Raw genomic sequence first — 13,067 nt, 5'->3', positions numbered from 1 at the left:
CACGACGCCGAAATTGAACGATCTCGGACGGGTGATCCCCACGACGAAGGCCGTCGAACCGGCCTAGAAGTGGATCAGCGGCTTGATCATCCCGTCTTCCTTCGTCTCCATCATCTCGAAGGCCTCCTGAATATCGTCGAACTCGAACTCGTGGGTGGTCATCTTCGTCGGGTCGACCTTGCCCTGATCGAGCAAGCGCAGCAGGCGCTGGATGCGCAGCCGCCCGCCCGGACAGAGATCGTTGACGATGTCGATCTCGCTCATGCCGACGCCCCATTCCGCCCGCGGGATGTGGCGGAACTCGCCGTCGCCGTGATACCCGACGTTCGAGACCGTGCCGCCGGGCTTGGTGACTTTGATACAGTCCTGGAATGTCTCGTCGGCTCCCAGGGCCTCGATGGCGACGTCGACGCCCTCGCCGTCGGTCAGGTCCATGATCTCCTCGGCGGCGTCGACCTCGCCGAAGTCGACGACGTCGGTCGCGCCGTACTCGCGGGCGAGTTCCTTGCGCTCGGGCACGGTCTCGACAGCGATGATCCGGCCGGCACCCTGCAGTTCGGCCCCTTTCGTCGCCATGAGGCCGACGGGGCCCTGGGCGAAGACGGCGACGGTCCCGCCCATCGGGATGTCGCCGCGCTCTGCGCCCGCAAAGCCAGTCGAAAGCATGTCCGCGACGTAGGCCGCCTCGTGATCGCTGACGCCCTCGGGGATCTTCGCCATGTTCCCGTCGGCGTCGTTGATGTGGACGTACTCGGCGAAGGTGCCGTCCTTGACGTTGGCGAACTTCCACCCGCCGAGTGCCTGGTTCGATTGGGAAGGATGGCCGTCCTGGGCGGCCAGGGAGTTCCAGTCGGGCGTGATCGCGCCGACGGCGACACGGTCGCCCGCCTCGAAGTGCTCGACCTCGCTGCCGATCTCGTCGACGACGCCGACGACCTCGTGACCGAGTGTCAGATCCTCACGCTCGCCGATCGCACCGTGGACCGTGTGGCAATCGGAGGTACAGATTAGTCCTTCCGTGGGTTCGAGGATCGCGTCCCGGGGACCGGGTTCGGGCCGCTCCTTCTCGATGATCGCCGTCTCGCCGATTTCGCTCATAACAAATGCTTTCATGCTTCCTCATGATCGATTAGAAGGGATAGCTAATCAATCTATGGCTGGGCGGAGCGATGCCAGTTACGTCCAGCCATCGATCAGTGGCCCCGATCTCGTCGAATCAGCCGGTAGGGGGGCTCAGTGGCCACGCAGTTCCCCGTTCTCGCGTCACCTGGATTGGACAGTGATAGCCGTTGTGATCGTCTGTACTGATCATTCACTCGGGTTTTAGGCGAGCCAAAATTTTCGAAAGTGTCTTATGTTTTTAGGCTGCCCTAATTCATATGCAGCCCGAACACGACGGAGACCGAACGCCGACTCGACGACGTTTGTTGCAGTACAGTGGCGCGGCGATCGCCGGCGGTCTGCTCGCCGGTTGTCTGGGCACGAACGACGATACTTCTGAAGGTGCTACGCCGACAAACACGGCGACCCAAACACCGACAGACACGCCAACGGAGACTGACACCACGGCAACGGACACGCCTGCTGCCAGTGAGTCGCCGTCCGAGTCGTATTCCGTCTCGCTCGTACCGGTCGGCGAGGTCTCTTTCGAGGGAGTCCCTGAGACCTGGGTCGCGAACAACGGCAGCTGGGCGGACATGGGAATCGCGCTTGGCCTGGAACCCCCGAAGGCCGTCTGGCTGACGAACCGATATCACACCGACTACTACGACGCGATTCCGGGCGTCTCGGTCGACAAGAGCGAGATGGTCTCACTCTACCAGGACAGCGTCAGCCAGGAACGGTTCTACGCCCTCGATGCCGACATCCACGTCATCGACCCGAATTTCCTGATGAACCGCTTCAGCGGGTGGGACGACGAGGACATCGCCGCGATCGAACGCGACGTCGGCCCCTTCTTTGGCAACTGTATTTACGCCCAGCATTATCCCTGGCATTCCGACTACCGTTACTACACGCTCTATGAGGCCTTCGAGAAGCTGGCGCAGGTCTTCCAGCGCACCGAGTACTTCGAGGCTTTCGAGGCGATCCACGACGACTTTCAGTCCAACCTCGCGCCGGTTGTCCCCGGTCAGGGCGAGCGCCCGGAAGTCGCCGTCCTCTGGGGCGTCGGCGACCAGCCCGTGGAGTTCTACCCCTACGTCATCGGCGAGGGTACCGGGTTCAAGCACCTCCACGATCTCAAGGTCAGGGACGCCCTGGCGAGCACCGACATCAAGGACTTCCACGGGAGTCGCGCGGCGATCGATCTCGAAACCCTGCTCGATGTCGACCCCGAAGTCCTCCTCCTGCGTGGATACGAGGGTCTCTCGGAATCCGCGTTCGAGGACACTGTGGTCGCCTCCCTGGAGGAACACGCGACGGCGAGCGCACTCACCGCCGTCGACAACGGCGATGTCTACCGTGCCGGCGGGCTCTACCAGGGGCCGATCACGAACATGGTCCTGACCGAGCGGACCGCCCGCCACCTCTACGGCGTCGAGGCGGAACTGTTCGACCGTGAACGCGTTGCCGATGTCGTCAATGGGGAGTTCTGAAATGTCCGACGACCGATTCCCGGCGGACGAAGATGGGGACGCCGGACTGACTCGACGCGCGTGGCTCGCCAGCGGAACGGCGCTTCTGGGCAGTGGCTTGCTGGCCGGCTGTCTGGGTGACGGGGACGGGACCGAGACGCCGGCAGGTGAGACACCCACGGGGACCGACAGCCAGGCAGATCCGACGGCGACCGCCACGCCGACCGAATCGACGACACCGACCGACGAAACCGCGACACAGACGGACCAGCAGGACGGTGACGAAGATGCAGGCGAATATTCTGTCTCGATGGCCCCCATGGGAGAAGTGCCCTTCGAGGAGACCCCCGAGGACATCTTCACGATCATGAATCCCTACGCCGAGATGGCGCTGGCCCTCGGTCGGGGCGACGATGTCAACGCCGTCTACGCCGTCGAGTACACGAACTCGCTGATGGACGCCATCACCGCACCACTCGATGGCGTCTCCGTCGACTGGAGCGACTGCTATGACTCCTGGAACCCGAGCAAGGAGAAACTCTACGACCTCGACAGCGACGTTCACCTCGCCGATCCCGCTCACGTGGTCACGATGGGCAAGTGGGAGCGCGCGGATGTCGAGGAGGTCGCAGAACGCGTCGCGCCGTGGTTCGGCAACAAGTTCAGCGCCGAACACGCCACACCACCCGAAGCCTACGCCGACAGCTACGAGTACTACACGCTCTGGGAAACCTTCGGCCACGTCGCCTCGGTCCTTCGGGAACAAGAGCGCTACGAGGCCCTTCGACGCGAGCACGAGGCGCTGGTGGCGACGATTCGGGAGGGGCTCCCGCCGGAATCGGAGCGGCCGACAGTCACGATGGTCCTCCCCTCGACGAGCAACGACACGATGTGGGTCTACGACGTGAACGGCCCGGGCTATCACGCTGCCCATACCCGGCCGCTCGGCGCGGTCGATGCCTTCGCCGACGACGACGCCGTCGGCAGCGGCACCCAGATCGACTACGAGGGACTGCTCGAAGCCGATCCGGATGTCCTCGTGATCCTCGGCGGGATCGTCGACGACCACGACATGCCTGCGATCCGGGAGACCCTCGCCGAGGATCCCGTCGCCAGTGCGGTCAGCGCCGTCCGGAACGACCGGATCTACGCCCAGGGCGGGAGACATCAGGGCCCCCTCATGAACCTCTTCCAACTCGAGATGGGCGCAAAACAGCTCTATCCCGAGCAGTTCGGTACGTGGCCACGTTACGAGTCCGGTCCGTATCCGGACCTCTCGGCGGACGAACAGCTATTCGATCACCATCGCGTCGCTGGGACGATCACCGGAGACCGATAGCGATGACCGACCACGAGGAATCGAGTCACGCGACGAGTACCGAACGTGACGGGCGCGGGCACACGAACACGACGAGCGCCGGTCACGGCGGAGAAGGTGGCACGGCGGCCACCGACTACGACGTAATCGTCGTCGGCGGCGGCCCTGCCGGCTGTTCGGCTGGCGTGTTCACGGCCCGGTACGGGCTGGACACGCTCGTCTGCGACCGCGGGCGCTCATCCCTCCAGCAGTGCGCCGTCGTCGAGAACTACCCCGGATTCCCGGTCAGCATCGGCGTGGAGACACTGTCGACACTGTTCGAGGACCACGCCACCGAAGCCGGCTGTGATGTCGTCCCGGAACTGGTCGAACGGATCGATCGCCCGGACGAACGTGTCGAACACCGCTCGGATGACTCCGGATTCGTCGTCGAGACGGCGGCTGGAAACACCCACACCGCCGACCGGGTCGTCGCGGCGACGCGCTACGGCGGGGAATATCTCCGGCCTGTTCTGGAAGACGACGCCTTCGAGACGCTCGACGGGGCCGACGGCCGGACCAGACTCGACCGCTCGTATCCCGATCGTGACGGCGGGACACCCGTCGACGGCCTATATATCGCCTCGCCCTCGAGAGCGGCGGATCGACAGGCGATCGTGGCCGCCGGTCGCGGCGCGCGTGTCGGGATCGAAGTCGTCGAGGCCGTCCGCTGCGATCAGGGGTACCCGCCCGCGCTCGCCCCCTACTACGACTGGGTCCGCCCCGAGTCATCGCGCGAAGACAAGTGGGGCGAGCGCGAGACCTGGCGAGGGGTGTTCGCCGACCGGTGGCCCGCCGATCGCGAGGTGGATCGCCGCCGCTACGTCGCACTCCGCGAACGGGAGATCGACCGTCGACTCGCGGCGTATCGCTCCGAGGCGGAGATCGAATCGACGGCCGACCGCGGCCAGCGGCGATTGCTCGAGCACCTCGAGGACGAACTCGTCCTCGAACGCGCCGCGGAGATCGCGGCCGACCGGGACACCCTGGAGGTGGACACCTGACCATGGCGGGCGAACCGACGACGCGCGACCGGGTCGCCTCGCGCTTGGGGTGGCTCGATCGCGTCGACAGCGCATTGCTTTCGCTCTGTCTCGCGAGCGTCGTCGTGGTGCTGGTCGCCGGGTTCGTCCAGATCCGCTACGGGGACTTCGCGATGACGTGGGGTGAGGCCTGGGCGGCCGTCTCCGACCCGAAAGTGCTGTTCAGTCTCCAGGCCTGGCAGGGGTTCCTGCTCGGTGGCGAACTTCCCGAACTCTCGAACCAGAGCCTGATCGTCTGGAACATGCGGATCCCGCGGGTGATCGTCGCCGTCTTCGTCGGGATGAATCTGGCCGTCTCGGGGGCGATCTTCCAGGCCGTGACGCGCAACGAACTCGCGAGCCCGTTCATCCTCGGGGTGTCCTCCGGGGCCGGGCTCGCGATCCTCCTGACGCTCGTCGCGATCCCCGGCGTGACGTTCGTCGTCCCGTTGCTCGTCGCCGAACTCCACGTCAGCACGTCGATGCTGTTGCCGGTGTTCGCCGCGGCCGGGGGCGTCCTCGCGTTCGTGATCGTCTATGCCATCGCCTGGAAGAACGGCACCTCGCCGGTCCGGCTGGTGCTTGCGGGCGTGATCGTCAGCACGGTCTTTGGCAGCCTCCAGCGGGCCATGTTCTTCTTCGCTGATGATCTCGGGATCGTCCAGTCGGCGATCGCGTGGATCACTGGCTCGCTGACTGGCACTGAGTGGGAGCAGGTCCGGATGGTCCTGCCATGGTCGGTGCTGGCGCTGGTACTTGCCGTCCTCAGTGCTCGACAGCTGAACGTCCTCCTGCTCGGCGAGCGAACCGCAAGTTCGCTGGGCATGCGCGTCGAACGCGTCCGCTTTGCGCTCTCGGGCGTGGCCGTCCTCGCGGCCGCGGCGAGCATCGCCGTCGCGGGTATCGTCGGGTTCGTCGGGTTGATCGTCCCGCACATGGTGCGCAACATCGTCGGTAGCGACTACCGGAAGCTGATGATCGGCTGTCTGTTCGTCGGCCCGGCGCTGATGGTCGCCGCCGATGTCGGGGCCAGACTCGCCCTGCCGGTCCAGATCCCTGTCGGGATCGTGACCGGGCTCGTCGGCGGGCCGTATTTTCTGTATCTGATGCGCAGACAGGAATCGATGGGTGAGATCTGATGGACGAAGACACACCACAGACGGATGGCGGAAGCCAGGCGATACAGCCACCCTCCGGAACCACCGGCGAAATTGCCGGGGACGCCACCGGTGAGAACGACGCTGATCACGGCGACCCTTCCCCCGACGCCAGCGAGTTCCTCGGCAAGGACGTCGTCGCCGGCTATCCCGGGAGCGAGGAGCCAGTGATCGACGACGTGACGATCAGACTCCCGCCCGGGCAGGTGACGGCGCTGATCGGCCCGAACGGCAGCGGCAAGAGTACGCTGCTTTCCGGCCTCGCCGACCAGCTCTCCATCGACGACGGGACCGTTCTGCTCGATGGGACGGACGTCCACACGCTGGAGGCGAAGGAACTCGCCCGCAAGCTCGGACTGCTGTCTCAGGAGAACGTCGCACCCGACAGCCTCTCGGTTGCGGACCTGGTGGGGCACGGGCGGTATCCACACCGGGGGTTCTTCGAGTCGCTCACGGAGGCTGACAGGGAAGCGATCGACGAGGCGATCGACCTGGCGGGGGTCGGCCACCTGCGTGACCGCGAGGTCGGTAGCCTCAGCGGCGGCCAGCAACAACTCGTCTGGATCGCGATGGCGCTGGCCCAGGGGACCGACGTTCTCCTGCTTGACGAGCCGACGACGTTTCTGGATATGCACCACCAGCTGGAGGTGATGGGGATCGTCGAGCGACTCCGCGACGAGCGGGAGGTCACGGTCGGGATCGTCCTTCACGACATCGAGCAGGCGGCCCGGTACGCCGATCACGTCGTCGCGTTGCGGGACGGGGCGGTCTACGATCGCGGCCCCCCCGAGGCGGTGATCACTGAGGGGTTGCTGGCCGAGGTGTTCGGCGTCGAGGCACGGGTCACGGTGACCGACAGCGGTCCACGGGTGACGCCGCTCCGGGCGCTGCACGACGGTGACGGCTGATTACAGAACCGACGAAACTGTCCGCGTCCAGGCTTCTCTGGGAGCGACGTCCGCTCGACGGACAAGGTTCAAATATCGACCCGACGAGTGCTAACACGATGATCACTCCTGGGAACGATCGGCGATGGTGACTGGTCTCTTCGTCGATCTCGTGGGCGAGAACCGGCTCGTCCAGGCGCTGATCGGCGGTGTCGTCATCGCGGCGCTCAACCTGCTTGGCGCGTCGCTCGTCCTGGTCTGGCGCGATCCGAGCGAACGTGCCCTGGACGGCGCGCTGGGATTCGCCGCCGGCGTGATGATGGCCGCGGCGTTCACCAGCCTGATCGTCCCGGGCATCGACGCGACCGAGATCCTGGTGCCGGGTGTCGCCGCCGACGGGTTGCTCCGGCCGCTCCCGGTCCTGATCGGGATCGCCCTGGGCGTCCTCGTGTTGGATCGCGGTGACGCCCTGGTCCCCCACGCCCACATCCTGTTGACGGGCCGCAAGCGGGCGGACGCGGCCGGCCAGTCCGAGCAGCTTCCGATCGACGATCCACGGGTCGCGAGCGTCGTGCTGTTCATCCTCGCGATCACGCTGCACAACATTCCCGAGGGGCTCGCCGTCGGCGTCGGGTTCGGCTCGGGTGACGTCGGCGCTGCCCTGGCGCTCATGCTGGCGATCGGAATCCAGAATATCCCCGAAGGACTCGCCGTCTCGATCGCCGCCATCAACGCCGGTCTCGATCGGCGACTCTACGCCGCCGTCGCCGGGATCCGAGCGGGCGTCGTCGAGATTCCGCTGGCCGTTCTCGGCGCACTCGCCGTGACTGTCGTTGCCCCTCTCCTTCCCTACGCGATGGGCTTTGCGGCGGGTGCGATGGTGTTCGTCATCAGCGACGAGATCGTTCCCGAGACTCACACTCGTGGCAACGAACGCGTCGCGACGCTCGGGACGATGGCCGGCGTGCTCGTGATGTTGTATCTGGACGTGGCGCTGGGGTGATATGACCCCGGCGGTGCCGTGTGTCCCTGCGCGTCGTCGCTCAGATCCGACCGCCGGCCATCCCGGCCGAGCGTTGACTCCCGCCGCCAAGTTGACTGAAGTCCATATCCTCGAAGAACTCCGGAGCCTCCTCGTCGGTCGCGTAGACGTACAGCGCCGTCTTGGCGACGCCCGTCAGTGCCTGGCCGACGAGGAATGCCAGCAGGACCGCCCCGCCGCCGATCACGACTGTCGCCACGAGCCCCGGGAGGCCCGTGCTGCCGACTGTCAGGAACGTCACAACCGCCACCCCCAACCCGCCGAGGACGAGCAGGACGGTGACGATACTGATCGCCGAGAGCGTCCCGAGGGATTCACCCCACGTGCGCTTGATCGTCCGGCCGCTCTGCTTGAACATGCCCGTGATCGAGGGCTCCTCGAAGACGATCACGGGGACGATGAAGTACGTCATGACGCCCCAGGCGAAACTAAACACCGCTGCCAGGATCGTCCCGCCGATCTCACTCGACTCTTCGATTCCCCGGATGATCACCCCGACGACCGCCGCGATGACCGACCACGCCAGCAGTTGCCAGCGCTTCTCCCAGGCGATGGCCAGACTTGCCCGGACCGTGGGCTCCTCTCCCCGGAAGGTCTCTCGCGTCGCGGCGACCAACGCCGCCGTGAAAAAGGAGGCGATGAACGTCTCGACGACGTAGACGACGAACAGCGTGGCGTACATGACTACCCCCGATCCGAGATCGGCCACGAACAACCCACCGAAGACCGTCATGACGAACGCCAAGCCGGCGAGCCCACCCAGCAGCGGGAACGCAAGCAGATTCGGGTGTGCCCGCAATACCCGACCACTGCGCCGTGCCAGTCCGAACCCGATCGAAATGCGTCTGAAGAGTCCCATCGTTCAGGCGACTCCTCACGCGTCGGTCGTATGAAACTATCCCTTTTGACCCTCGCGAATCCCCTCGACGAACAACGCAACGAGCGCCGCGACGAACAGCACTGTCAGCACCACCACCGCGATCGTCCCGGGCACTCCTCCACCGAGCACTGCCGGCACTGTGACTCCCAGCCCGACCCACACCATCGCCAGCAAGACCCCGAGAATCGTTCGCTGGATCGACGACGCGAGCAGATCGGCAGACGACTGTGTGGCCATGGGGGGCCATATGTTTGCAGACAGCTATCAATTCTGGGCGGATCGACGACTCGCCTCGGACGGTGCAAACCGGAAACAGCGCAACGATAACGTCGTCGTCCGACGATTCAGGACTATCCGAACTTGTAGGAGACGCCGCTGCCGTTCTCTGGGTACTCCCAGACGACGTTGCCATGTGAGCAGGCCCACCGGCAACTGCCACATTCGAGGCAGTTCTCGTAGGCGATGGTTGGGACGCCGTCGTCACCCTCCATCCGCCAGACGTTGGCGGGACAGACCGAGACGCAGTCCTGGGTGACGCACTTCTCCTCGCAGATGCCGGCCAGTTCCACGTCGAGGTGGGACTCGCCGGGGTCCTCGTACTTGACGGTGTAGAGGCGGTCTTCGATCGATGGCTGTTCGACGTCGGGGGTTCCGGGTTGTGCACTCATTGGTCTAGATGAACATCTTGCGGTATTTCCAGGCTTTCTTCGCCGCGCCGAGGTACCCGCCCATCGCGCCGACGAGGCGCTTGCGGGCGGATTTCGTGTGGCGGGTCTTCGGTTCGTCGTTCATCCGGAAGTAGTCGGTCTCGGCGTCGGCGATGGCCCGCGGCAGGTCGTCGAAGAGGAACTCCTTGTCCTCCGCGGCGGCGTCTAAGAACCACCCGTAGTGGTTCAGGTTGTCCATCACCCACGAGTCGGTGAGGTCGTCCTCGTAGTCGGCGAGGGCCGCGGCGTCCGTCCGACCGGACGCCACTGCATCGGCGACCGCTTTTCCGGCGTGATACCCGCTCTCGACGGCCATGTTCGTCCCTTCGAGGTGCAGGCCGTTGTTTAGCACCAATCCGGCGGCGTCGCCGGTGATCACCGCGCCGTCGTGGACGAGATCGGGCATCGCATCCGGGCCGCCTTCCGGAATCGCGTGGGCGGAATATTCCACCATCCGGCCGCCCTTGACGAGCGGCGCGACCGCCGGGTGGGACTTGAAGTCGTCGAGCACGTCGTCGGGGGTGCGCTCATCGTGAACGGCGTCCTCGATGGAGTAAACGACGCCGATGGCGAGCGTCCGCTTGTTCGTGTAGATGAACCCGCCGCCGACCGCGTCGCCGACTGCGCCGTCGCCGAAGTAGTGGATCGCCGCACCCTCGTCGTCGGTGAGGTGGAAGCGATCCTCGATGGTCTCGCGGTCGTATTTTCGGACCTCCTTCGCGGAGACGGCGATGTCCGTGCGCTCCTGGGGCTTGGCCAGGCCGGCCCCCTCGCTGACCAGCGAGTTGGCCCCCTCGGCGAGGACGACCGTCGGCGCGTGCAGCCGTCCGTCCGGGCGGTCGGTCTCGACGCCCGCGATGGTGCCGTCCTCGCGAACGAGATCAGTGACGGTCGTCTCGGTGAGCAGCGTCGCGCCGGCCTCGACGGCCTGCTCGGCGAACCACTCGTCGAAGTCACCCCGGAGGACCATCCAGGAGTCGTTGTGCGGTTCCTCTTTCCAGGCCGCCGGCTGCATCGAGACCTCGGTAGCGTCACCCTCCTCGCTAAGCATCGAGAAGGTCTTCTCGGCGACGAACCGTTCTTTGGGCGCGTCGTCGAAGTCCGTCAGCTCGCGGATGCGCGGGGTGAACATGATCCCGCCGAAGACGTTCTTCGTCCCGGGGGCGTTGCCCCGCTCCAGCATGATCACGTCCAGGCCCTCCTCGGCCATCGTCAGCGCGGCGGCACTCCCCGCGAGTCCGGCCCCGACGACGATCGCGTCGAACTCGCCGTCGTAGTTGGGCGTCTCGCTGGTCGGCTGGGGCATCGGCGGCCCCTCGCTCTCCTTGGGTTCGGGTTCAACGCCGGCGTCCTCGCCTGACTGAGCGTCGGTACTCATGCTGACACCTCCGGTGTGTCGTCGAGTCGCTCACGGAGTAGTTCGATAAGTTCCGGCAGCACCTCGGCGTAGTCGGCGACGATGCCGTAATCGGCGTTCTCGAAGATCGGCGCGTTGCCGTCGTTGTTGATGGCGATCACCGTTTCGGAGTCGTCCATCCCCTCGACGTGCTGGATGGCTCCCGAGATCCCGACGGCGATGTAGAGTTTCGGCCGGACGGTCTTGCCGGTCTGGCCGACCTGGCGGGCGGGTTCGATCCAGCCCTCCTCGACGGCCTCCCGCGTTGCCGCGACTTCCCCACCGAGCAGGTCCGCAAGTTCCCAGAGGGGATCGAAATCCCCCTCCAGCCCCATCCCGCCGGCGACGACGACTTCGGCGTCCGTGATGTCGGCCACGTCGCCGACCTCGCGTTCGAGCACTTCGGTGAGGGTTTCGTCCTCGCCGACGACGGTCTCGACGTCCTCGACCTCCCCTTCCCGGCTTTCGTCGGGCTCGGGCGTGTCGAAGACGCCGGGGCGAACGGTGGACATCTGTGGACGGTGGTTCGGGCAGATGATCGTCGCCAGGGCGTCCCCGCCGAAGGCGGGGCGGCGCATCTCGTAGCGCTCGTCGGTGATCTCCAACTCCGTCGTGTCGGCGGTCAGGCCGGCATGAGTCGGCACGGCGACCCGACCGGCGAAGTCCCGGCCGGTGTGGGTCCCGCCGATCAGGGCGATGTCCGGCTTGCGCTGCTCGACGAGGTGACGGAACTGCTCGCCGTAGGGATCGGCGCGATAGGGTTCGAAGATCGGATCGTCGGCCACGAGCACGCGGTCCGCGCCCCGGGCGATCGCCTGCTGTGGGATGTCCGTCTCGCGAATGTCCTCGCCCATGACGAGCGCGACCAGGTCCTCGTCCTTCTGGTCAGCGAGCTCCCGCCCCTTCGCGAGCAACTCCCAGGCGACCTTCGCGACCTCGCCGTCGTGCTGTTCGACGAACACCCAGACGTCGCTGTGGGCGTCGACCTCGGCAGCCGTATCGGCGTTCGCTCCAGCGGCCATTTAGAGCACCTCCGCGATCTGGTCGGCGATCTCTTCGACGTCGTCGACCTTTTCCTGTTCGCGCGGGACCGGCTCGGCGGTCGCCATCCCGCCGACCTGCGTCGGCGAGACGGCCAGCCCGACCTCGTCTTCGACGTCGATATCGGCGGCTGACCACTCGACCGGCTCGAAGTCGGTCTCGGCGTAGATTTTCCGGTGGAGCCCCGCCGTCCGGGGCTGGTTCTCGCCGAACTCCATGGCGACGACCACCGGAAGATCGGCGGCGACTCGCTCGTAGCCGCCCTCGACGTCGCGTTTCGCGACCAGCTGGTCCTCGTCGGGGCGGGGTTCGAGGTCCTCGACGTAGGTGAGTTGGGCCCAGTCGTTGTGGGCGGCGATCCCCGGCGGGACCTGCCCGGTCGAGGAGTCGGTGGTTTCCTCGCCGCCGAAGACGACGTCGGCGTCGAGCTCCTCGGCTGCCCGGGCCAGCGCGAGGCTCGTCGGCCAGGTGTCGCTGCCGCCGAAGGCCCGATCGGTCAGCAACACGGCGTCGTCGGCACCCATCGCGACAGCCCCACGAAGGACTTCGTGGGCACTTGCCGGCCCCATCGTGAGGGCCGTGACCGTGCCGCCGACTTCGTCACGGACCTCCAGGGCCGCCTCGACGGCGTTGTAGTCCGGCGCGTTCATCACTGCCTCCGCGTCCGCTCGGTTGAGGATCCCCGTGTCGGGATCGATCGAAACCTCCGCGGCATCAGGCACTTGCTTGACGCAGACGACGATGTTCCAGCCGTCGGTCATCTCTGCTTTGACCCCCTATATAGTGGGATTGCGATTCGGTTCACACCGGGAGAAGGGATCCTAACGATAGTAAATGACAGCGCTATTCCCAGCGCGTGAAAACGGCCTGTGACCGATCTCGTGATGCATCACGACTTCTTTATCGACAAGGCCGGAATGCATCACGGACTTTTTTATTCATGTTTTCGTGATGCATCCTTGAACCGATATCCCCGTATATTTGGGTCACTTTCGTGTCGCC

General features: G+C 65.7%; 13 protein-coding genes. 6 read left to right on the top strand and 7 right to left on the bottom strand.

Annotation, left to right across the window (positions count from 1 at the left end; translation table 11 throughout):
• Nucleotides 1–63: 63 nt before the first annotated feature.
• Complete coding sequence (locus HBNXHr_RS11955; RefSeq protein ID WP_345893711.1) at nucleotides 64–1,113, bottom strand: NAD(P)-dependent alcohol dehydrogenase; 1,050 nt, start codon at nucleotides 1,111–1,113, stop codon at nucleotides 64–66.
• A gap of 266 nt (nucleotides 1,114–1,379) precedes the next feature.
• Between HBNXHr_RS11955 and HBNXHr_RS11950 the strand changes: the two genes are divergently transcribed.
• From HBNXHr_RS11950 to HBNXHr_RS11925, 6 genes are all read left to right on the top strand, one after another.
• Entirely contained in the window at nucleotides 1,380–2,597 is a 1,218-nt protein-coding gene (locus HBNXHr_RS11950; protein WP_275882303.1) for an ABC transporter substrate-binding protein, read from the top strand.
• Nucleotide 2,598: 1 nt separating this feature from the next.
• On the top strand, nucleotides 2,599–3,915 hold the full coding sequence (locus HBNXHr_RS11945) for an ABC transporter substrate-binding protein (protein ID WP_275882302.1): 1,317 nt from the start codon (nucleotides 2,599–2,601) through the stop codon (nucleotides 3,913–3,915).
• Between the two features lie 2 nt (nucleotides 3,916–3,917).
• On the top strand, nucleotides 3,918–4,937 hold the full coding sequence (locus HBNXHr_RS11940) for an NAD(P)/FAD-dependent oxidoreductase (protein WP_275882301.1): 1,020 nt from the start codon (nucleotides 3,918–3,920) through the stop codon (nucleotides 4,935–4,937).
• Between the two features lie 2 nt (nucleotides 4,938–4,939).
• Entirely contained in the window at nucleotides 4,940–6,094 is a 1,155-nt protein-coding gene (locus HBNXHr_RS11935; protein ID WP_275882300.1) for an iron ABC transporter permease, read from the top strand.
• A complete protein-coding gene (locus tag HBNXHr_RS11930; RefSeq protein ID WP_275882299.1) occupies nucleotides 6,094–7,020 on the top strand; it encodes an ABC transporter ATP-binding protein in 927 nt (308 codons plus the stop codon). Before HBNXHr_RS11935 ends, HBNXHr_RS11930 begins: the two co-directional genes overlap by 1 nt.
• Before the next feature lie 124 nt (nucleotides 7,021–7,144).
• Nucleotides 7,145–8,002 carry a ZIP family metal transporter gene (locus HBNXHr_RS11925; protein ID WP_275882298.1) on the top strand — a complete coding sequence of 286 codons (858 nt, stop codon included), beginning with the start codon at nucleotides 7,145–7,147 and terminating at the stop codon, nucleotides 8,000–8,002.
• Between the two features lie 40 nt (nucleotides 8,003–8,042).
• Here HBNXHr_RS11925 and HBNXHr_RS11920 read toward each other — a convergent pair whose 3' ends face one another.
• The 6 genes from HBNXHr_RS11920 to HBNXHr_RS11895 all read right to left on the bottom strand — a co-directional run bounded on the left by HBNXHr_RS11920 (nucleotide 8,043) and on the right by HBNXHr_RS11895 (nucleotide 12,826).
• Nucleotides 8,043–8,900: a DUF6159 family protein gene (locus tag HBNXHr_RS11920; protein WP_275882297.1), complete on the bottom strand. Its 858-nt coding sequence runs from the start codon at nucleotides 8,898–8,900 to the stop codon at nucleotides 8,043–8,045.
• A gap of 36 nt (nucleotides 8,901–8,936) precedes the next feature.
• Nucleotides 8,937–9,158, bottom strand: coding sequence for a hypothetical protein (locus tag HBNXHr_RS11915; RefSeq protein WP_275882296.1), 222 nt, complete (start codon nucleotides 9,156–9,158; stop codon nucleotides 8,937–8,939).
• 113 nt (nucleotides 9,159–9,271) lie between these two features.
• Nucleotides 9,272–9,589: a 4Fe-4S dicluster domain-containing protein gene (locus tag HBNXHr_RS11910; RefSeq protein WP_275737425.1), complete on the bottom strand. Its 318-nt coding sequence runs from the start codon at nucleotides 9,587–9,589 to the stop codon at nucleotides 9,272–9,274.
• Nucleotides 9,590–9,593: 4 nt separating this feature from the next.
• Nucleotides 9,594–10,934, bottom strand: coding sequence for an FAD-dependent oxidoreductase (locus HBNXHr_RS11905; RefSeq protein ID WP_345893726.1), 1,341 nt, complete (start codon nucleotides 10,932–10,934; stop codon nucleotides 9,594–9,596).
• A gap of 68 nt (nucleotides 10,935–11,002) precedes the next feature.
• Nucleotides 11,003–12,046, bottom strand: coding sequence for an electron transfer flavoprotein subunit alpha/FixB family protein (locus HBNXHr_RS11900; protein WP_275882294.1), 1,044 nt, complete (start codon nucleotides 12,044–12,046; stop codon nucleotides 11,003–11,005).
• A complete protein-coding gene (locus HBNXHr_RS11895; protein ID WP_275882293.1) occupies nucleotides 12,047–12,826 on the bottom strand; it encodes an electron transfer flavoprotein subunit beta/FixA family protein in 780 nt (259 codons plus the stop codon).
• Nucleotides 12,827–13,067 lie beyond the last annotated feature (241 nt).

This window comes from Halorhabdus sp. BNX81 (assembly GCF_029229925.1).
GTDB lineage: Archaea > Halobacteriota > Halobacteria > Halobacteriales > Haloarculaceae > Halorhabdus.
This window is presented reverse-complemented; position numbering and strand designations above follow the sequence as displayed.